Origin of the sequence: Chryseobacterium culicis (assembly GCF_900108365.1) — a bacterium.
Lineage (GTDB): Bacteria > Bacteroidota > Bacteroidia > Flavobacteriales > Weeksellaceae > Chryseobacterium > Chryseobacterium culicis.
Genome location: NZ_FNWQ01000001.1, coordinates 255240 through 274739 on the forward strand (window position 1 = coordinate 255240; position 19500 = coordinate 274739).

Annotated in this window: 21 protein-coding genes; 12 read left to right on the forward strand and 9 right to left on the reverse strand. The window is 38.1% G+C overall.

Going from position 1 to position 19500, the window contains the following annotated elements:
- Nucleotides 1-18: 18 nt before the first annotated feature.
- The 7 genes from BLW74_RS01145 (at nucleotide 19) to BLW74_RS01175 (ending at nucleotide 5441) form a co-directional block, all read left to right on the forward strand.
- Nucleotides 19-861 carry a DUF5777 family beta-barrel protein gene (locus BLW74_RS01145; protein ID WP_089689637.1) on the forward strand — a complete coding sequence of 281 codons (843 nt, stop codon included), beginning with the start codon at nucleotides 19-21 and terminating at the stop codon, nucleotides 859-861.
- A gap of 1 nt (nucleotide 862) precedes the next feature.
- Nucleotides 863-1210, forward strand: coding sequence for a c-type cytochrome (locus tag BLW74_RS01150; RefSeq protein ID WP_227413139.1), 348 nt, complete (start codon nucleotides 863-865; stop codon nucleotides 1208-1210).
- 10 nt (nucleotides 1211-1220) lie between these two features.
- The gene (locus BLW74_RS01155) at nucleotides 1221-1766 is read left to right on the forward strand and encodes a YceI family protein (protein ID WP_089690597.1); all 546 of its coding nucleotides are present in this window, start codon (nucleotides 1221-1223) and stop codon (nucleotides 1764-1766) included.
- A complete protein-coding gene (locus BLW74_RS01160) occupies nucleotides 1763-2287 on the forward strand; it encodes an ankyrin repeat domain-containing protein (protein WP_089689639.1) in 525 nt (174 codons plus the stop codon). Before BLW74_RS01155 ends, BLW74_RS01160 begins: the two co-directional genes overlap by 4 nt.
- 1 nt (nucleotide 2288) lies before the next feature.
- Nucleotides 2289-3038, forward strand: a complete 750-nt coding sequence (locus BLW74_RS01165) for a T9SS type A sorting domain-containing protein (protein WP_089689640.1) — start codon at nucleotides 2289-2291, stop codon at nucleotides 3036-3038.
- A gap of 165 nt (nucleotides 3039-3203) precedes the next feature.
- A complete protein-coding gene (locus BLW74_RS01170) occupies nucleotides 3204-4049 on the forward strand; it encodes a GNAT family N-acetyltransferase (protein ID WP_089689641.1) in 846 nt (281 codons plus the stop codon).
- A gap of 108 nt (nucleotides 4050-4157) precedes the next feature.
- Nucleotides 4158-5441, forward strand: coding sequence for an alkaline phosphatase family protein (locus BLW74_RS01175; RefSeq protein ID WP_089689642.1), 1284 nt, complete (start codon nucleotides 4158-4160; stop codon nucleotides 5439-5441).
- Between the two features lie 83 nt (nucleotides 5442-5524).
- Here the strand turns inward: BLW74_RS01175 and BLW74_RS01180 are convergent, their stop codons facing one another.
- Entirely contained in the window at nucleotides 5525-6403 is an 879-nt protein-coding gene (locus BLW74_RS01180) for an NAD(P)H-binding protein (protein ID WP_089689643.1), read from the reverse strand.
- An 83-nt stretch (nucleotides 6404-6486) separates the two neighbouring features.
- On the opposite strand from BLW74_RS01180, the gene BLW74_RS01185 reads away from it, so the two are divergent.
- A complete protein-coding gene (locus BLW74_RS01185; RefSeq protein WP_089689644.1) occupies nucleotides 6487-6915 on the forward strand; it encodes a winged helix-turn-helix transcriptional regulator in 429 nt (142 codons plus the stop codon).
- 53 nt (nucleotides 6916-6968) lie between these two features.
- Here BLW74_RS01185 and BLW74_RS01190 read toward each other — a convergent pair whose 3' ends face one another.
- The gene (locus BLW74_RS01190) at nucleotides 6969-8024 is read right to left on the reverse strand and encodes an NAD(P)-dependent alcohol dehydrogenase (protein WP_089689645.1); all 1056 of its coding nucleotides are present in this window, start codon (nucleotides 8022-8024) and stop codon (nucleotides 6969-6971) included.
- Between the two features lie 190 nt (nucleotides 8025-8214).
- On the opposite strand from BLW74_RS01190, the gene BLW74_RS01195 reads away from it, so the two are divergent.
- The 3 genes from BLW74_RS01195 (at nucleotide 8215) to BLW74_RS22285 (ending at nucleotide 10988) form a co-directional block, all read left to right on the forward strand.
- Nucleotides 8215-9117: a helix-turn-helix domain-containing protein gene (locus BLW74_RS01195; protein WP_089689646.1), complete on the forward strand. Its 903-nt coding sequence runs from the start codon at nucleotides 8215-8217 to the stop codon at nucleotides 9115-9117.
- Nucleotides 9118-9245: 128 nt separating this feature from the next.
- Nucleotides 9246-10586, forward strand: a complete 1341-nt coding sequence (locus tag BLW74_RS01200; RefSeq protein ID WP_089689647.1) for a carboxylesterase family protein — start codon at nucleotides 9246-9248, stop codon at nucleotides 10584-10586.
- 234 nt (nucleotides 10587-10820) lie between these two features.
- The gene (locus BLW74_RS22285) at nucleotides 10821-10988 is read left to right on the forward strand and encodes a hypothetical protein (RefSeq protein ID WP_167358358.1); all 168 of its coding nucleotides are present in this window, start codon (nucleotides 10821-10823) and stop codon (nucleotides 10986-10988) included.
- Nucleotides 10989-11123: 135 nt separating this feature from the next.
- Here the strand turns inward: BLW74_RS22285 and BLW74_RS01205 are convergent, their stop codons facing one another.
- The 6 genes from BLW74_RS01205 to lpxK all read right to left on the reverse strand — a co-directional run bounded on the left by BLW74_RS01205 (nucleotide 11124) and on the right by lpxK (nucleotide 17002).
- Nucleotides 11124-12596 (reverse strand): alpha-amylase, encoded by a 1473-nt coding sequence (locus BLW74_RS01205; RefSeq protein ID WP_089689648.1) that lies wholly within the window; start codon nucleotides 12594-12596, stop codon nucleotides 11124-11126.
- Nucleotides 12597-12640: 44 nt separating this feature from the next.
- Nucleotides 12641-13738: a DNA polymerase IV gene (dinB, locus tag BLW74_RS01210; protein WP_089689649.1), complete on the reverse strand. Its 1098-nt coding sequence runs from the start codon at nucleotides 13736-13738 to the stop codon at nucleotides 12641-12643.
- A gap of 168 nt (nucleotides 13739-13906) precedes the next feature.
- Nucleotides 13907-14362 (reverse strand): GNAT family N-acetyltransferase, encoded by a 456-nt coding sequence (locus BLW74_RS01215; RefSeq protein WP_089690599.1) that lies wholly within the window; start codon nucleotides 14360-14362, stop codon nucleotides 13907-13909.
- 88 nt (nucleotides 14363-14450) lie between these two features.
- The gene (locus tag BLW74_RS01220; RefSeq protein ID WP_089689650.1) at nucleotides 14451-14966 is read right to left on the reverse strand and encodes a TlpA family protein disulfide reductase; all 516 of its coding nucleotides are present in this window, start codon (nucleotides 14964-14966) and stop codon (nucleotides 14451-14453) included.
- Between the two features lie 211 nt (nucleotides 14967-15177).
- Nucleotides 15178-15993, reverse strand: coding sequence for a purine-nucleoside phosphorylase (locus BLW74_RS01225; protein ID WP_089689651.1), 816 nt, complete (start codon nucleotides 15991-15993; stop codon nucleotides 15178-15180).
- Nucleotides 15977-17002 carry a tetraacyldisaccharide 4'-kinase gene (gene lpxK / locus BLW74_RS01230; protein WP_089689652.1) on the reverse strand — a complete coding sequence of 342 codons (1026 nt, stop codon included), beginning with the start codon at nucleotides 17000-17002 and terminating at the stop codon, nucleotides 15977-15979. The genes BLW74_RS01225 and lpxK overlap by 17 nt, the downstream gene beginning before the upstream one ends.
- A 109-nt stretch (nucleotides 17003-17111) precedes the next feature.
- On the opposite strand from lpxK, the gene truA reads away from it, so the two are divergent.
- Nucleotides 17112-17843 carry a tRNA pseudouridine(38-40) synthase TruA gene (gene truA / locus BLW74_RS01235; RefSeq protein ID WP_089689653.1) on the forward strand — a complete coding sequence of 244 codons (732 nt, stop codon included), beginning with the start codon at nucleotides 17112-17114 and terminating at the stop codon, nucleotides 17841-17843.
- A gap of 75 nt (nucleotides 17844-17918) precedes the next feature.
- Here the strand turns inward: truA and BLW74_RS01240 are convergent, their stop codons facing one another.
- A complete protein-coding gene (locus BLW74_RS01240) occupies nucleotides 17919-19376 on the reverse strand; it encodes a hypothetical protein (RefSeq protein WP_089689654.1) in 1458 nt (485 codons plus the stop codon).
- Nucleotides 19377-19500: the final 124 nt, after the last annotated feature.

The following is a 19500-nucleotide window of genomic DNA, read 5'->3' on the forward strand; positions in this document are numbered from 1 at the left end:
ATTTAAATCAAATTGTATATGACAAAAACTCTCTTATTTTTGTCAATGTTTTCTTCAGGTCTTGTCTTTGCACAGGAAGACCTGTTGAAAGATATTGATACCGTTAAAACCAATACGGAAACTTCACAACCCGCCTTCAAAGCCCTCCAGATTGTTACAGGGCAATCCACAAAACTCGCCGCCAAAAAGGAATGGTACATTATTGTAGCCCATAGATTTGGTGATATAAGTGCAGGATTTAAAGATTTTTTTGGTCTGGATCATGCCTCTACCAAACTGGGCGTTATTTATGGGATTTCAGACGCCGTTTCAGTAAGTCTTTCCAGAGAAACCAATATGAAAACATTTGAAGGAGCAGTGAAATACAGACTGGTAAGGCAAAATGAAAACTTCCCGGTAGATATTGTGGGGTACAACGTAATGGGAGCCAATACTGAACTGGATAAAGATACCTATCCTCATCTGAAGTTCAGTGACAGGCTGTCTTATCTGACCCAGGCACTGATCTCAAGAAGATTCAGTGATAGGCTCTCCGTACAGCTTACACCATCTTTCGTTCATAAAAACCTTTACGAGCCTGCCATTGAAAACAAAAATCAGTTTCTGGCAGGGGTGGGAGGACGCTATAAAATTTCAAAAAGAGTTTCTGTAAATGCAGAATATTTTGTGAATTTTGACGATCACAGTTTCTATAAAAACCCTTTATCATTAGGGGTAGATATAGAAACCGGGGGACATGTTTTCCAGCTTTTACTAACGAACTCCCAGATAAATTCAGATATCGGATATCTCACCAATGCCACGGGGGCATGGGGAAAGGGACATATTTTCTTTGGGTTTAATCTTTATCGAGTTTTTTAATATGAAAAAGCGAACATCCTTATTGATATTGTCATCAGCAATCATACTGATGGCTTGTGACAGCAGAACTTATGAAGAGATTTCTGACAATACTCCCATTACTGCACCAGTGAAGTATACTACAGATGTAAAGCCCATTGTAGACAACAGCTGTATAGGCTGTCATTCTGCCGGAAGTTTTAAACCGCTGGTTACCTACGATCAGGTGAAAAATAATATAGACGGAATTATAGACCGTATTCAACGGCCGAATGGTGATCCCGGGAAAATGCCGCAGGGTGGATCTCTATCCGCAGCCCAAATCAATATTTTCATCAAATGGAAAGCTGACGGATTAAATGAAAATTAAAAAAATTGATATGAAAAAACTAGCATTATTGAGCGTATTACTATTTTCTGCAGGATACGCTTCCGCACAAAAATACAGTTCTAAAACAGGGAAAGTGACTTTTGAAGCTTCTGTACCTCTGTTTGATGATATTTTCGCTCAGGATGATAATAATATTGTTATTCTAAATGCAGACAATGGTGAAATGGCATCCGTTTCCAACGTTAAAAACTTTCATTTTAAAACCAAATTAATGGAAGAGCATTTCAATGAAAGCTATGCTGAATCTGCAAAATATCCGAAAACAACTTTCAAAGGGAAAATAGTCAATTTTGATAAATCAAAACTTACGGCTAGTCCTCAAAAATATACGGTGCAGGGAACGCTTAACTTTCATGGGGTGGATAAAGCCGTTACTTCTTCTGCCACTTTATATGCAAAAGACGGAAAGATTTATATGCAGGGCGGATTTGTAGCCAGACCGGTAGACTATAAAGTGACTATTCCTAAAATGGTGACCAAAAAAGTTGCGGAAAATGTCAATATTGAATATAACTATATAATGGTGAAGCAATGAAACACATAATTTTAATAGTAGGGCTGTTTCTGAGTTCATTATTATCTGCCCAGGAGAAGGTAAAATCTATATTTGATATTGCCAGAAACGGGACGGTGGCTGACGTACAGCAACTGATGAAACAAAATCCGGATATCATCAATCAGACTAATGAGAACGGGTTTTCACCTCTTATTTTAGCGTGCTACAGAGGAAATAAGGATGTTGCGGATTTTTTGATTGACAATGTAAAAGATATCAATTATAAAAGCCGCGAAGGAACTGCACTGGCAGGTCTTTCCATAAAATACAATAAAGAACTGGTAGAACATCTCCTGAAGAAAAAAGCTGATCCTAATATTGCTGATGAGACAGGATATACCCCTTTATTCTGGGCCGTAAAATCAGGAAATAAAGAACTTGTGGAACAACTGCTTCAGTACAAAGCTGATAAAACAAAAAAAGATGCCATGGGAATGACCCCCTTTGAATATGCATTACAAACCAATAACAAAGAAATTATTAACCTTTTAAAAAATTGATATGAAAAAAACTCTACTAGCAATTAGTTTAGCTCTTGCTAATTTCGCATGGGCACAGTTTTCGTCAGGTGTTGTAAACTTACCCAATACAGCTATGACGGTGAAATTAGACACAACTCCTACCGGAGTAACGATGACCATAACAGGTGACAGCAATTCTATGATGGGAATCGGTTTCGGGACTACAGGAATGGCCGCTGGTGCAGACGGCTTTATTTATAATTCTTCAGCCAGCAGAGACTATTCTTTCAGTGGTGTTCCCAATACTCCGTCAGCTGATGCCGTTCAGGACTGGACAGAAACATCCAATACCATATCCGGCTCTACAAGAACTGTGGTGGCTACAAGGTCCCTTTCCGGTGGAACGGGGGATTTTGCGATAGCCAATGCTGCAGGAACAATCAATATCTTTTATTCCCGTAAAAGCGGAGGAACCTCGTTAGGGTATCATGATGCCGGAAGAGGATATGCATCATTAACCATGACAGCCGCTACTTTATCCACTAACGAAATTGCTGCCAGCAGCAAAAAGGTAAATCTGTACCCGAATCCGGCTAAATCAACAGTTAATTTTAAAAACTATGACAAAATAAAATCTGTCGATATTTACGAAGCAACAGGAAGAAAAGTGCTTTCAGTAAAGCAGGAAGGAGAAAGCATCAGTGTGGAAAACCTGAAATCAGGAAGCTATTATCTTGAAATCCAGCTTAAAGACGGAAGCACATCTTACGAAAAACTGATTAAAGAATAATTTTTTTTAATACCTTAAATATTTAGTGATGAATACCTCTGATTTTTCAGAGGTATCATTTTTTCCGAAGATACCGATGTACGGCAGATTACTCCAAAATTCCTATATTTGTACATATCCGGATTCTTAACGAAAGGCATTTCTCGGCCTTATAATCTGCAGCCAATGGAATTTAAAACCTTAGCCCATACCCATATAGATGAACTTTTATCAGTATTTAACTATTCATTCTCCGATTATGTGGTTCCCTTTCATTTAACAAAAGAGGTTCTTATCGCTAAAATTGAAGAGCAGAAATTAGACATGAATATTTCTGTGGGAGCATTTGAAGAAGGTAAATTAGTCGGATTTATCATTCAGTCTCAAAAAAATGAAAATGCAGAAAGCATTGTTTATAATGGAGGCACAGGAGTTATTCCGGAAAGCAGAGGGAAAGGATTGGTGAGAAAAATGTATGATTTTATCATTCCTGTACTGAAAGAAAGAAATGCCACTTCATTGCTTCTTGAAGTCATCGAGGGAAATCACACCGCAATAAGAGCTTATGAAAATTTAGGATTTACAATTGTCCGCAGATTACTTTGCTTCAAAGGCAATATTAATCACAGGGAAGGCAATACTGAAGTAACCATCAGGGAGCTTAAAAACTTTCCGTGGAATATACTGCGCTCTTTCTGGGATATTGAACCTTCATGGCAGGGATCTGTTTATGTCCTGGAACCTATGCCGGCAGATTATGTTGCTTTAGGGGCATATATCGGAGATCAAATGGTCGGGTATATGGTATATGGTCCAACCGTGAGAAAAATATATCAGATCGCTGTAGATAAGAACTATAGAAATAGGGGAGTAGGAACAAGACTTTTCAATGCTGTTCTGCAGAGAAATGGGGGAGAAGCTGTAATTGTAAACAATGTGGATGACTCTTCAGAAGAAACCGGTAAATTTCTTAGCGAAAGAATAGGACTGAATAACTGGCTGTCACAATTCGAAATGAAAAGAACGCTCTGACAGGAATAATTTTGATTTAAAAAAAATAAGAGGTTTTAATATACTTTTAATCTCTTAAACTTTTCAGGGAGAAGTATAGGATGTAACTTTGCCGAAAATTTTACAATAATGAAGCGAGGAATCCATTTTTTACTGCTGCTTATTTCTTTCACCTCTTTTGCACAACAGGCAAATATCGATACTGCCCAGGTTGTTATACCAGGAAGGCAAAACAGTTCGGAAGCACAGTCTAAACCCTATGTAATCATGATTTCAACGGATGGTTTCCGTTATGATTATGCCCGGAAATATAATGCTGAAAACCTTTTAAAACTGGCAAATGGCGGTGTAAAAGCAGAGGCAATGATTCCAAGTTATCCAAGTATCACTTTTCCTAATCACTGGAGTTTAATCACCGGCCTTTATCCCTCACATCATGGCTTGATTGATAATTTTTTCTACGATTATAAGAGAAAAGATAATTATGCCATGAGCAGCAAAAAAAATGCTGAAGATGGGAGCTGGTACGGGGGCATGCCGCTTTGGGGGCTTGCCGAAAAGCAGGGAATGGTATCAGCATCTTTAATGTGGGTAGGTTCTGCAAGTGATGCCGGAGGAATGAGACCTACTTATTATTATCCTTACCACGAAAAATTCACTCCTGCTGAAAAAGTGGAGAAAGTGGTCAATTGGCTGAAATTGCCTGAAGATAAAAGACCTCATTTTATCACATTATATTTTCCGGAAGTAGACGGAAGCGGCCATCATTATGGTCCTGACGCCAAAGAAACAGAAAATGCTGTTCATCTGATAGATCAGGCAGTTGGTGATCTTGTGCAGAAAGTAAATGATTTAGGGCTAAAAAATGTCAACTTTGTTTTTGTTTCAGATCACGGAATGATTAAAGTGGACGGTGGTACACCTCTGGAAATTCCGGCTCTTCTTTTTGATAAGAACAGATTTGATTTTTACAATTCCCAGACCTTGCTGAGAGTATACGTTAAAAATCCGGATGAGGTAAAAAAGGTGTATAAAGAACTGAAAGCCAATACAACAGGCGATTACGAAGTTTATCTGGATAAAAAGCTTCCCAAATACCTGCACTTTGCAACAAGAGATGATCAGTACAACAGAATAGGACAAATTCTTCTGATTCCAAAAGCTCCTAAAATTTTCTTAGAAAAAGGCAAGAAATCATCAGTTGGAAAGCATGGTTACAATCCTAAAACGGTACCGGAAATGAAAGCTACTTTCTTTGCCTGGGGACCGGAGTTTAAAAATAATCTGGTGATCGGTGAATTTGCCAACATCAACGTTTATCCTTTGGTTGCTGAAGTTTTAGGATTAAAAATAGATCAGCCTGTTGATGGAAAACTTAAAGTCTTACAAGGAATTCTGAAAGAAAAGAAGTAGTTTCAGAATTTAATTATAATATTTACTCAAAGTTTCGGCGCACCAAAGGTGCGCCGAAACTGGTTTTATACCTGACTTAGGAATTAATACTTAGAAGAAAACTCCTTCGCAAAATCTTCCAGCTTCACGGCTCCGGTAACAGGAGAACCATGATCATTAAAATCTTTCTGTACAACACCTGTTCTTATTCCTCTACCCATTTCTACATACAGCTTAGCCATATCTTCCGGCAGTCCGGCCTGAAGCATTCCGTTTAAAGAATCTTCATCAGAGAATTCTACCCATGGCAGTTCTGGCTTGTTAACAGAGGTCCCCAGAACTTTGGCAAAATCAGAAGCTTTTCTTACATCACTTACAATATATCTGATGGTGTTGGTATTTCCGTCTTTTACCAGTTCTTCGGCGGCGGCTCTGGCGATATCGTTAGGATGCACTACCGGTACTTCAATATCTGCAGGATAATTTGCCCCAATGATGCCTGAATTTTGAATTAAAGGGATGTCATTGAAAAAATTGTTATAAAAATATCCGGCTCTTAAAAAAGTAAAAGAAGTATCTTGTACTTCATTGTATATTTTTTCAATATTGTGAAGACCTGCGATAGGACCATTTTCTACGGGCGATTCGGCACCTACGCTGCTTAGCATTACCGCTCTTTTAACATGGGTGTTTTTTAAAGCCTCGGCATAGTTTTTTCCTGCATTCGTAGTGTTTTCCACGATCTTATCCGGGCTGATCGCAGGTGGAGTCATTACAAAAACAGCATCAGCGCCTTCAAATGTTCGGGTTAAGAAATCGACGTCTGTAATAGACCCTATGGCTGGAGTTGCCCCCAGAGATTCAATATCCTGTTTTCTGGCATCGCTGCTGCTTACTACTGTAATATGGTGCCCTTCGGCGATTAATTGCTTTGCCAGCGGTTGGGCTACATTTCCTAATGATCCGGTGATTATAATTTTCATACGTAAAATATTTTTTTATTTCTGGGAACAAAGTTATATTTGTACTTACTTTTATACAAGTACTTACCCTAAAGTATGTAGATATGACAGCCATCAAAGAAAGTTCAACCATTCAGGAAAATAAGAAAACAGTGCAGGATTGTCCTGTGATGTATGTGATGGAAAGAATTGGCGGATTCTGGAAACCGATTATCCTTTTTAATCTTTCCACAGGAGAAAAAAGATACAGCGAATTGAAAAAAGCAATTCCTGCAGTAACAGAAAAAATGCTTATCCAGCATTTGAAACAGCTTGAAACAGACGGATTGATTATCAGAACAGCGAAACCTGTGATACCACCTCATGTGACTTATAAACTGAGTGAGGCCGGTAATGAATTGGCTCCTGTTATTGATGCTATGGCAGCATGGGCTTTTCAGGATATGGAAAGGAATGATAATAAATGTGCCGAAGGAAACAGATACATTACCAATCAGGATCAGAATGCTTTTAGCCAAAACCTGAAAAAATAAAAACAGGCTCTTCAGATGGAAGAGCCTGCCTGTGTTAATATTCTACTGAAGAATTATAAAGACTGCATATCAATCACGAAACGGTATTTCACATCGCTTTTCAGCATTCTTTCATACGCGTTGTTGATATCCTGCATTTTAATCAGCTCAATATCAGAGACGATATTATGTTTTCCACAGAAATCTAACAGTTCCTGGGTTTCTGCAATCCCTCCGATTAAAGACCCCGCTACCGAACGGCGCTGGAAAATCATAGGTCTTGTACTTACTTCAGTTTCCTGGAATTCACCTACGAACCCTACAAGAACTAAAGTTCCGTTCAAAGAAAGAGTTTGCATATAAGGATTGATATCATGTTCATACGGTACGGTATCAATAATAAGATCAAACTTACCTTTTACAGCATCCATTTGTGAATCATCTGTAGAGATTACTACATGGTCTGCTCCAAGCTGTCTGGCATCATCCGTCTTTCCGGGAGTTCTTGAGAACAATGTAACTTCAGCCCCCAGTCCTTTTGCTAGTTTAATAGCCATGTGGCCCAATCCTCCCAATCCTACAACGGCTACTTTTGATCCCGGACCAGCATTCCAGTGTCTTAACGGTGACCATGTGGTGATTCCTGCACATAGAAGTGGTGCTACTGCTGCCAGATCCAGATTTTCTGGAACGCTTAGAACAAAATGCTCGTCTACAACTACCTTTTGAGAATACCCTCCGAAAGTGTGGCCTCCAAGGTGCTTATCTTTTCCGTTGTAAGTTCCTGTAAATCCGTTTTGACAATATTGCTCCAGATCGTGTTTACAGCTGTCGCAATGTCCGCACGAATCTACCATGCATCCTACCGCTGCAAGATCTCCCACTTTAAATTTGGAAACCTCACTTCCTACATTTGTAATTCTTCCTACAATTTCATGCCCCGGAACTACAGGATACAAAGAACCTCCCCAGTCGTTTCTTGCGGTATGAAGATCAGAATGGCATACCCCGCAGTAGAGAATTTCTATTTCTACATCCTTTGCGGTTACCTCTCTTCTCTCAATATTCAGTTCTTTCAGATCTGCCGTGGTAGACTCTGCACCATAAGCTTTTACTGTGATTGTACTCATTTTTTTATATTTAATTTATTTAGGTTTGTAATGATTGTGTTTTTGATAGTGGTTTCCAAAACATTACAAAAATCGACACTTTATTGTAAATCGTGCTTATACAGATTACCGAATTACTTACCAATTTTACAGACATTATTTAAGTTACAGATGAAAGTGGTAATTTTGAATCGTAATAAAAATATACTTCATGGAAAATCAGGAGGTTGAAATCTATAATACAGTTTCAGAATACAATAAAATGGCAAATCACGAAACCCTGCACCCGCTGGTGAGTATTATTGATTTTTCCAAGTCTGATCCCATCTGCCAGTATAAAAGAAAATTTGGTTTCTATACCGTTTTTCTGAAAGATGTAATGTGCGGAGATATGCAGTATGGAAAACACAGCTATGATTATCAGGAAGGAACCTTGGTTTTTATTGCTCCCGGACAGACGTATGGAATTTATAATAAAGACAGATCTGTTCAGCCTGCAGGCTTTGCCCTGATTTTCCACCCGGATCTTATAAAAGGAACCAACTTAGGGAAGAATATGAAAGACTATTCTTTTTTCTCTTATGATGTACATGAAGCATTGCACTTATCCGAAAAAGAAAGGGAAGTGGTGCTGGACTGCTTTAAAAATATTAAGCTTGAACTGGAACAGGCCATTGATAAGCACAGCAAATCTTTAATTGTTAATAATATCGAACTGTTCCTGAATTACTGCATGCGTTTCTATGACCGCCAGTTTATTACAAGAGATCATATTAATCAGGGAGTTATCGGGAAATTTGAAAATCTTGTAGATGATTATTTGAAATCTGAAAATCCCAAAAATATAGGTTTTCCCATGGTGAATTACTTTGCAGAACAACTGAATCTGTCTGCCAATTATTTTGGAGATCTTATTAAAAAAGAATTGGGAATTTCCGCACAGGAATTTATCCACAACAAACTCATTGATATTGCTAAAGAACAAATCCTGGATCAGGCAAAGACGATCAGCGAAATATCTTACGATCTGGGCTTTAAATATCCGCAGCATTTTACAAGACTATTCAAAACCAAAGTAGGTGTTTCTCCAAGTGAATATAAAATACTGAACTAGTTTTTAAACACTAATACACTAATTTTTTTCACAAATAACACGATGATAATTCGTGGATATTTGTGAAACTATTTGTGAGATTTATATTTAAATTATTAAATTTAAAAGAAAAGTTTTCACAGTTTAAAATGACACCCAATCAGCAGAATACTGTTATTTTTGAAACCCGTTTCGGGAAAATTTCAGCATTACAAGAAAAAGGAATATACAGAGCCCGGAGTATCCGGTATGCCCATTCTGAAAGATTTAAACAACCTGTTGCAGCAGAACCTTCCTTGTCTTCCGTAATTATTTCTCCCGATAAAACCCCGGTATGTCCTCAGGCATTAAGCCCCCTCGTTGAAAGGATGATTGGCGCAACCCCTGTTGAAAGCTTTGAGCCAGACGAGAGTACCCAATACCTTTCTATTACCCTTCCGGAAATAAAATCCGAAAATGAAAAGCTTCCGGTTATTGTCTGGATTCACGGAGGTTCTCATGAAATAGGCTGTGGAGATCTTGCCACGGCAGATCCTGCAGATTGGGTAAAAGAACAGCACATCATTGTAGTTACGGTTTCATATCGTTTAGGACTCTTTGGCTTTTTAGGTGGAGATGAAAACAGGCCTGCCAATCTGGGGCTCCTGGATATCATTGAAGCATTGAAATGGATAAAAGCCTATATCGCAGATTTTGGAGGTGATGAAAACAATATCACCCTTCTCGGACAGTCATCCGGAGGTGATGCTATTGCCCATTTGATGATATCAGAAAGTATTGACGGATTATTCCAACGCGTGATTATACAGAGCGCTCCTTTGGGATTACGTCATAAAAGACAGAAAATGTCTGCAGAATTTCTGAAAAAAACAGAATTTTTAAAAAATGAAACCGATGTTTTTAAAATGATGGAGCAGTATAAAATGTGGGTGCCTTCTGTTATAAAATACGGACTTAAAGCTGCGATGCCATTTGGTACCCAATACGGGCATTTTCCATTGTGCACAGAAGAAGAGTCGGTAGAGATATGGAAAAAGAATGCTCAGAAATTTGACGTGCTGATTGGTTTTAACAGTGACGAGACTGCATTTTATCTGAAAACTTCCGAAGCTCTAAACAAATACTTCGGAAAAGGGTTTGGATTGAAACTCATGGATAGAACCGTAGAAAAAACGACAGCAATGATCTACGGAAATCCGGCAAAGCAACTGGCTCAAAATCTGGCTGATGCCGGTGGCAATGTCTATCTCTTCAGAATTCATTCGAGATTGAAAGACAATCCTATCGGTGCACCACATTGCATTGATCTTCCCCTGATCTTTGGTAACGAAGCCGCATGGAAATCTTCCGAACTGCTGAAGAATATTCCCTGGAACCGTATTCATGAGAATGGTAAAAAACTGAGAGCGTTATGGGCCGGATTTGCCAGAACCGGAAACATAGCAGATACCTCAGAAAAACCGGAAATCCTGGAGCTCCGCAAGATATAGCCTCACAGCAAACTTATAAACCTCTTGTCTTAACAAGTATCCTAACTGAAGACGTAAACATTCCCCTCCCCCGGAGGGGTGGCAAAAATTCAAAAAATTTTTGACGGGGTGGTTAATATATTTAATTTTGATCAATGAATTTCATAGGCTAAACCAGATTTTTATAGGGTGTATTCATTCATAATTGTAATTTTTAACGTATATTTAATAACTAAACCATAAAAAATAATAATTATGAAAACAAACAAAGAATTCAAAGTGAAAAAACTGAACCGTCAGGAATTGAAGATTTTAAAAGCCGGAGACATTAGCAGAGGCAGAGTATGCTGTACTTCCAACGAAGACGGCCAATGCTGTGAATGGGCTAAAGATATCTGGTATTGTCAATACATTTATTGCTAAGAAATACCAGTCTCTAAAATAAGAGAAAGAAAACCCTTGTCAGGATTTTAATCCTTGACAAGGGTTTTATTGTTAAATGAAATTATCAGTTGTGTATGAAATTTTTTGAGGAGAATTCAGATATTTAAATTAATCTTATTCAGGAATCCAGACACTTACATTTCCCGCCGGCACGGGGAAATCTCCCCATCCATTTTCATCAATGAGTACTTTGTCTGTACATCTTTCCAGCAGATCTCTGAATCTTTTTCCGGCATATATTGTTCCCACTTCCATAGGTTTATGATAAGAATCTTTATTGCTCAGAACAACAGCACATCCTGTGTGGTCATCATCTCCGGTACGAACCCAGCCTAGGCAGTTGGCATCTTCAAAATAATCATGCTGTTCACCATACGCGTGTTCTTTTCTTGCTTTTAATAACGCTTCAAGACCATCTACTTTGGGCATAAATATTTCCTGATCATTACCTTCCCTGTCTTTATCCACATAATGAGCTCCGTAGAGATCCGGATAAAATACACAGGGATAGCCCTCTTTTCTCAATAAAATAAGGGCATAAGCAATAGGCTTGAACCAGGGTTCCACGGGAGCTTCAAGATCCTGTAAAGGCTGTGTATCATGATTGGCTACTAAACTTACCGAATGCATAGGATCTGCCTGTGTAAGGGTTTCGTCAAAAATTCTCCGAAGATCATAAGAACTTCCTTCCTTTGAAGCATTATGAAAATTATTCTGCAGCGAACTGTCAAAAAGACTCATGCAGCCTTCGGTGACCTCAATGTATTTCTGAAGCAGATGAAGATATCCCGGTGCCCAGTATTCTCCCACTGCAAAAATATCTTTTCCGGAATTGGAACGGAGAAGTGTAATCCACTCCTTATAAAAATCAAAGGAAATATGTTTTAAAGCATCCAGTCTTACCCCATCGAAATCGGTCTGGTCAAAATACCATTTTGCCCAATTGTTGAGTTCTTCCCTTACAAAAGGATTGCGGTGTTCAATATCATTGTACATCAGGTAATCATAATTTCCTTTCTCATCATCTATCATTTCCTCCCAGTCATTCCCGTATTCGGACTGTATTTTGAAGATATGGGAATCCATTCCTTCAGCGTAATCCACACCGCTGAAACAGGTGAAGTTCCATTCAAAATCAGAATATTTTTTTCCCCTTCCGGGAAACGTGAATTTCGTATAAGATTCTATTTCGATGACATCGGAGATCACTTTTTCCCTGTTCTCTTCATCTACTTTTACCACTTTGAACTTCTCCAGCTCATCGCCGCCGGCCTTATGTCCCAGAACAATGTCTACAATTACCTGTATATTCTGTTTCTTTAAGGCTTTTATGGCTTTTATATAATCGTTTTTAGTGCCGTATTTGGTAGGAACGGTTCCTTTTTGATCAAACTCTCCAAGGTCATATAGGTCGTAGGCATCATAGCCGATGGAATAGCCCCCGTTTGTTCCTTTGTAAGCAGGTGGAAACCATACAGAGGTGATTCCAAGTTTTGATAAGTATCCGGCCTGTTTTTCGGCCTCTTTCCACAATTTTCCGTCGCCTTCATAATACCAATGGAAAAACTGAATCATGGTTGAGTTCATAGAGTTGCTGATTTGATTGATACAATATAGCAAAAAAATATGATCTATTCATGTTCAAATTCTTCAAACGGAATTTTTAGTTGAACGGAAACCTGTTTTTTTTCTTCCGTATTCAGTTGAGAAAGAGATAATCCGAGCAGACGTACAGCCTTATCAAAAGGGCGAAGTTCCCAAAGTTTTTTTCCGGTACTGTAATACTGTTCGGGAGACGAAAAATAATCTTCTCTGGTTATGCTTCTGGTGAAAAGAGAAAAATCTTTGTATTTTATCTTTAAAGTTAAGGTTCTTCCGAGAATATTATTCTTCTGCAGTCTCTGATGAATTTCTTCTGCAAGACTTTCCAGCTTTTCATTAATCTGCTGTTCATCCATAAGATCTTCAAAAAATGTTCGTTCTACAGCTACACTTTTCTGAATCCGGTGAGGCTTTACTTCAGAAGTATGAATGCCGCGTACCACATTGTAATAGTGCTGGCCGGATTTCCCAAAAAGTCTTACCAGCTCTTCAAGCGATCTCTTTTTTAAATCTTTTCCTTTATAAATTCCTAAACTGAACATTTTGTTAGCCGTAACTTTTCCGACACCGTAAAATTTTTCTACAGGTAATTCTTCCAGAAAATGCTCCATTTTATCAGGGTGAATCGTTTTCTGTCCATTGGGCTTATTAATATCGGAAGCTACTTTAGCCAAAAATTTATTGACAGAAATACCTGCAGAAGCTGTTAATCCGGTCTGTTCAAAAATTTTCTGCCGGATTTCTTTGGCAATGAGATTAGCAGATTCCATTCCCTTTTTGTTTTCGGTAACATCCAGATAAGCTTCGTCAAGTGATAAAGGTTCTACCAGATCGGTATATTCATAAAAAATTTCCCGGATTTTTTTAGAGATTTCTTTATATCTCGCAAAGCGGGGAGGAACGAAGATAAGATGCGGACATTTTTCCTGGGCTGTTTTACTCGGCATTGCGGAACGTACCCCATATTTTCTGGCTTCATAGCTTGCGGCCGCCACTACACCACGATGCTGTCCTCCTACCGCTATGGGCTTGCCTTTCAGTGTAGGATTATCATGCTGTTCCACAGAAGCATAGAATGCATCCATATCCACATGAATAATTTTACGAAGCGGCAAAGAAAAATCCATATACAAAGATATGGATTCCTTTATTTATAGAAGATAGCCAGAAGCTGTAAGAGAGAAATTAATAGTGCTTAATAAGGAATTAAAGAGCTGCTCACTAAATAATAAAAAACGAAGTAGTAATTAATAACGCGTCAATAACTTCCAGCTTCCATCTCCCGCCTTCCATCCTTACGGCTTCAGTCTCATAGTGAGGAGATGAGGTTCAAAACCTGCTTTTTCATAAGCTTTTATCGCAGATTCATTTTGAGCATATACATCCAGTCTTATCTCATTCATTCCTCGTGATTTTGACCATGAAATAAGTTCATCCGTAATTATTTTGTTAACTCCTTTTCCTCTGTGCTCAGGTTTTACATACATAAAGCCGAGGTAGGCATATTCTTTAAACTGATAGTAATTCTTCTCTGCTTTTTTGATCAGAGCATATCCTGATGCAATGATCTCATTATTTTCTTCAGCAACAATAACGGTCGCTTCCGGAGACTGTATCAGATGTTTCAAGTCATAATAATGAATTTCTCCTTCAATAAGGGTACTGTTGAAAGGCCTTTCAGCAGTGACAACGCCCTGTTCAAATTCTAAAAGAATTTCTAAATCTTTTTCTGTAGCTTCTCTTGTGATCATGGTGTTATAGATATAAAATTTTAAAACCCATTGAAGGGTTTTATTTTCCAATGAGTTTTTATGTTGTTTGTATTACAGTAAATAGTGGTTACTTTAAAAGCTTGTTGATGGTTTGCTGGATTTCCGGATCATCAGGAGATATTGCATAATATTTTGCAATCGAGGACTTTTGGTCAATGACCATATATCTTGGAATCCAGTTAAGGTCTACATAATTATTGAAATCATTCTTCCAGCCTGTAGAAAACCAATAATTTTCTTTGTGTTTCATATCAAATCTTTCAAGGCTTTTTTCAAACCCTTCTTTTGAACGGTCTAATGACAGAAATACAAAATCAATATTCTTATTATTTTCTTCTAATTCTTTAGCTTTGGGAAGCGCATTTAAACAATCTCTGCACCATCCCGCCCAAAAATCAATCACTAAAACTTTTCCTTTATGCTGATCCAGAATCTGTTTAATGGTAACTGTTTTCCCATCTTCATTTTCCAGTTTCTGCTGTAAGGCCTCTTTTGAAAACCCTTTTTTAAGAACAGCAGGGACTTTTTGTGAGTAGCTTATCCCAAAAATACCCATCATAAAAATTACTATCAACTTTTTCATCTCGTACAATTTCATTTGTACAAATCTAAACAATGCATTGCAATCTGGGACTGATTTCTTTGGAATTAGTAAAAATTTATAATATTGATGGATTCTATGAGGTAGGAGTGTATGAATATTTTTAACCACCCCGTCAAAAATTCTGTTGAATTTTCGCCACCCCTCCAGAGGAGGGGAATACTACGTCTTCAGTTGTAATATTGGACTATTTTTACTGGTAGTTTTTAATCAGGCCTTTAACAACGGCAATTACATTAGGCATTGCTTTATTGGCTGCATTCAAGACTTCTTCGTGAGAAACAGCAAAAGCTACATCCGGCCCGCCAAGATCCGTGATTACAGAAATACAGAAAACATCCATGCCCATGTGTCTGGCAACAATAACTTCGGGAACGGTGCTCATTCCTACCATATCACCGCCAATGGCTTTAATCATGCCATATTCGGCCGGGGTTTCAAAGGTAGGTCCCTGAAGTGCCACGTAAACTCCCTGGTGAATTTTTATATGATGATCTGCTGCCGCCCGTTCTGCTGCCGCAATCATTTTTTTGTTGTAAGGTTCGCTCATATCCACAAAACGGGGTCCAAGCTCATCAATGTTTTTTCCCCGTAAAGGATGCTCGGGCATCATATTGATGTGGTCTTTCAGAATAACAATATCTGCAACGCTGTAGTCTGGGTTTACGCCTCCGCAGGCATTGGAAAGAATCAGATTTTGAATTCCCAGCAGATGAAAAACTCTAATTGGGAAAGTGACTGTTTCCATTGAATGTCCTTCATAGTAATGGAAACGTCCGCTCATCATCAGTACCTTTTTTCCTTCCAGCTTTCCGTAAATCAGTTTCCCGGTGTGGCCGGCCACAGTGGTTTGCGGAAAATGAGGAATGTCTTTGTACTCTAAAACATGGATCTGTTCTACTTCATTTTGTAATTTCCCCAGTCCGGATCCTAAAACAACTGCAAAATCAGGCGTTTCCTGAATGATATTTTTAATGAAATCTGCAGTCTCTTTAATTTTTTCTAACATAATCTAAGATGATTTGATTGAATTCTTCTTTCTTATCAATCAATACATTGATAGGCCAGTAGTAAACAATTTCTCTAAGATAGTCAAAAGTTTTCAGACGTACGTAATCTTTCTCTGTGGTTAATATCAGCTTATATTCGCCTAATTTTTTGTATTCAGCCAGAATTTTTTTGATGTCATCATCGGTGAAATTATGATGATCCCTGAACTTTAAATGTTTTACTCTTTTTGAGAATTTTGCCAGATGTTCCAGAAGCGGTTTGGGATTCGCAATTCCGGTGATCAGTAAAATATCATAATAGTTCAGGTTGTTATCCGGAAGCATTTTATCTTTTCCGTATACATTTTCGTCATAGCCGATGGATGAAAAGAATACTTTCTGTCCGTAAGCAGGTCGTATTCTTGAGATATAATACCTTTTTGTTTCCTCTGTAAGTTCATCAGGACATTTACTCACCATGATGATGTCTGCTCTTTTATATCCCGCTCTTGATTCTCTCAGATCTCCGGCAGGGAGAAGATAATCCTTGAAAAAAGGATCATTAAAATCAGTCATCAGAATATTAAACCCGGCCTTGATGGCTCTGTGCTGCATGGCATCGTCCAGTACCAGAACCTCAAGATCCATATCATCAATTACCTTTTTAGCGCCAGGCACACGTTCTTCAGAAACGGCAATTACGAAGCGGTTTTTGAAGCGCTCAAAAAGCTGCATTGCCTCATCACCTACCATTTTATAGTTGCTTTCATAATTCGTTACTTCATAACCTTTGGTGAGCCTTCCGTAACCTCTTGAAAGAACCCCCGTTCTGTAATGTTTCGATAAGAACTGGGCAAGGTACATCACCATGGGTGACTTCCCGCTTCCGCCCACAGAAAGGTTCCCGACATTGATTATCGGTGTTTTGAATTTTGTCGACTTAAAAACTCCCAGATCATACATGGTGTTCCGGATACCCGTTACCAAATGATAACCGAGGGAAAAAGGATAAAGGTACCATCTTTTCATACGATTGCAAAAATAGTAATTTTCATAAGCATTTGGTGTAATATTCTCAAAGACTTTTCAACAAATATTTCGTTAAATTAAAGTATTTTTGTGGAGTTATTACAATACTTTGAGATACTTTATTGAATTTTCTTATAACGGAAAGAATTATTTCGGCTATCAGATACAGCCGGACGCCATTTCCGTGCAGGAAGAACTGGAAAAAGCGCTGTCTACCATTTTGCGCGAAGAGATTAAAACTACAGGTGCAGGAAGAACGGATACAGGAGTTCATGCCAAAAAAATATTTGCCCACTTTGATACGGAAAAAAACTTGGATGATCAGCTTACACGCAGGCTGAACAGTTTTCTTCCTCCTGATATTTCTGTTAAAAGAATTTTCCCGGTAAAAGAAGATTTTCATGCCCGGTTTGATGCAACATTCAGAACCTATGAATATTATATCTCGCTGGAAAAAAATCCTTTTACACAGGAATCTGCCTGGCAGCACTGGAAAAGATCTCTGGATATTGATGCCATGAATGAAGCCTGCAAAATTCTTTTTGAATACGAAGATTTCACCAGCTTTGCAAAATTAAAAACCGATAACAAAACCAACATCTGCAAAATCTACAAAGCAGAATGGGAGCAGAACGGGTCGGAACTGAAGTTTACGGTTTCTGCCAACCGCTTTCTCAGAAATATGGTTCGGGCTATTGTGGGCACCATGGTAGAAATTGGAACCGGAAAACTGAAGCCGGAAGATCTTCGTCAGGTGATCGAAGATAAAAACCGCAATGCCGCAGGTACCTCGGCGCCAGGACACGGGCTGTATCTGGTGGACGTGGGATATGAATTTTAATATGTATAAATTATTAGTAATAAAATAGAAAGCCTTTTTCATAAGGAAAAGGGCTTTCTATTTTATATTTCAATTTTAGTTGCAAGGTTTAGCTAATATTTGTCCATCTTTAATGCTGAGTTCTTCCCAATCATTGGAATTATTAGAACCTCTTAATACCTTTATTCCCGAATCCTTTTCAGAAAGCATTTTTACAAATCCTAATTCGTTAACCTGAGGCGTATTGTTTATATGTATATTGTAATCTAGAAGATAATTCATAGTACTGAAATTATCAGTTTTACCTTCGTCAATTTTCCCATCGGGTGTAAGAAACTGATCTGTAAAAGTTAAAAATTTGGCTGAATCATCAATTACCAAAATATATTGAGTATTAGAAGCTGTTACTAGCCCGAAAATGAATGTATTAGGGTTTTTAATGAGCCAATTCTTATGTATTACTGAAAAACTGGCAAGATCTGCAGCTGTAAATATAGATAGTAACCCCACGTGGTGAGAATGTATAAATCCATCAATAGGAGCTGCAATATCAATATTAATTCCTCCTAGTCCAGCCTGTCCAGCTACAGGAGTGTTATTAATCTGTCCTCCCGATTCTGTAAGAAATTCACCGAATTCTTGATTAGAGTTAAACTTTGTTTTTAGGTTTTCAAAAAGTTGTTTTGTTGTATTGTTTCTCCCGATTCTAGTGATTTTTGTACAAGGAGAAGATTTTGGAAGAGGTAGATTTGGTATCGTAGGAGTTCCATCATTATTTCCCCCTCCTAAACCTCCAGGATTAGTAGGGCCCCCACCGCCACCGGTACCATCATCTCCCAGTGCTGTAGAAGCAGGAAGTGCTTTACATCTGTGTACAACCACGGTAACTAACGTTGAAGGCTGATCTGCTTTGCATGGACCTCCCTGACCTTTGGGAAGTTCACCATTAAAATGCTGGCCTTCACTACAAGAAGTATAATATGATTCTTCAATCCATTCACAGGATATGTTGGATTTTTCTGCAGATCTATTTTCGTTGTAGGTACCTGAACTAATCTCTTCTATACTTAGTTTATTCTTTGTATTGAGAGAGCCATTATTCAGAAGAATCTGTTTTTCCTGTGACGTAAAATGGTATGTAATTAAAAGAACTTTGTAACTTCCATCTGGAAGAAGACTTAGTACAATATTTTCTAATGGAGCATCTGCTGGAGCATTCTCCCGATTAATATGAAAAGTATAGCTATGAAAATTATGTCCCCGTTCTATATAAATAATATCATCTGTATTAACAGAAACTCCCTTATTGTAATGTTCGGTTTTTCCTGAAGAGAAAGTGTGTAGCTTCGTAAATATACTATTTACATTTTGAAGTTCTGTTGAGAGTTTCGCTTTGTGTCTGCTCTCGGTTAAAGATATTCTTTTCGAAGTAAAATGAAGATTACTGTTATTCGTAAAAGTATCATTCTGATCCTGTAAAGATTCAGTTCGGCATGACCATAGCATACTGAACAAAACTATCAGTAAAAATAGCTTAAGTGTAATTTTTCTCATGTATTAAAAGTTTTTCACTCAAATATATTAAAAGATTGTAAAATCGCAAGCGGTAATGCTCTTTATATTGGTCATCCTTATTTTTAGATTTGATTTTGTACATCAGTGTAATATTCATTCTGTA

Bases quoted from the DNA above. Each gene is read 5' to 3' on its own strand.
- BLW74_RS01155 (WP_089690597.1), top strand. From the start codon at position 1,221: ATGAAAAAACTAGCATTATTGAGCGTATTACTATTTTCTGCAGGATAC.
- BLW74_RS01150 (WP_227413139.1), top strand. From the start codon at position 863: ATGAAAAAGCGAACATCCTTATTGATATTGTCATCAGCAATCATACTG.
- BLW74_RS01185 (WP_089689644.1), top strand. From the start codon at position 6,487: ATGACAGCCATCAAAGAAAGTTCAACCATTCAGGAAAATAAGAAAACA.
- BLW74_RS01215 (WP_089690599.1), bottom strand. From the start codon at position 14,362: ATGATCACAAGAGAAGCTACAGAAAAAGATTTAGAAATTCTTTTAGAA.
- BLW74_RS01160 (WP_089689639.1), top strand. From the start codon at position 1,763: ATGAAACACATAATTTTAATAGTAGGGCTGTTTCTGAGTTCATTATTA.
- BLW74_RS01190 (WP_089689645.1), bottom strand. From the start codon at position 8,024: ATGAGTACAATCACAGTAAAAGCTTATGGTGCAGAGTCTACCACGGCA.
- dinB (WP_089689649.1), bottom strand. From the start codon at position 13,738: ATGGATTTTTCTTTGCCGCTTCGTAAAATTATTCATGTGGATATGGAT.
- BLW74_RS01225 (WP_089689651.1), bottom strand. From the start codon at position 15,993: ATGTTAGAAAAAATTAAAGAGACTGCAGATTTCATTAAAAATATCATT.
- BLW74_RS01145 (WP_089689637.1), top strand. From the start codon at position 19: ATGACAAAAACTCTCTTATTTTTGTCAATGTTTTCTTCAGGTCTTGTC.
- BLW74_RS01170 (WP_089689641.1), top strand. From the start codon at position 3,204: ATGGAATTTAAAACCTTAGCCCATACCCATATAGATGAACTTTTATCA.
- BLW74_RS22285 (WP_167358358.1), top strand. From the start codon at position 10,821: ATGAAAACAAACAAAGAATTCAAAGTGAAAAAACTGAACCGTCAGGAA.
- BLW74_RS01165 (WP_089689640.1), top strand. From the start codon at position 2,289: ATGAAAAAAACTCTACTAGCAATTAGTTTAGCTCTTGCTAATTTCGCA.
- lpxK (WP_089689652.1), bottom strand. From the start codon at position 17,002: ATGAAAAGATGGTACCTTTATCCTTTTTCCCTCGGTTATCATTTGGTA.
- BLW74_RS01180 (WP_089689643.1), bottom strand. From the start codon at position 6,403: ATGAAAATTATAATCACCGGATCATTAGGAAATGTAGCCCAACCGCTG.
- BLW74_RS01175 (WP_089689642.1), top strand. From the start codon at position 4,158: ATGAAGCGAGGAATCCATTTTTTACTGCTGCTTATTTCTTTCACCTCT.
- BLW74_RS01205 (WP_089689648.1), bottom strand. From the start codon at position 12,596: ATGAACTCAACCATGATTCAGTTTTTCCATTGGTATTATGAAGGCGAC.
- BLW74_RS01240 (WP_089689654.1), bottom strand. From the start codon at position 19,376: ATGAGAAAAATTACACTTAAGCTATTTTTACTGATAGTTTTGTTCAGT.
- BLW74_RS01195 (WP_089689646.1), top strand. From the start codon at position 8,215: ATGGAAAATCAGGAGGTTGAAATCTATAATACAGTTTCAGAATACAAT.
- BLW74_RS01200 (WP_089689647.1), top strand. From the start codon at position 9,246: ATGACACCCAATCAGCAGAATACTGTTATTTTTGAAACCCGTTTCGGG.
- BLW74_RS01220 (WP_089689650.1), bottom strand. From the start codon at position 14,966: ATGAAAAAGTTGATAGTAATTTTTATGATGGGTATTTTTGGGATAAGC.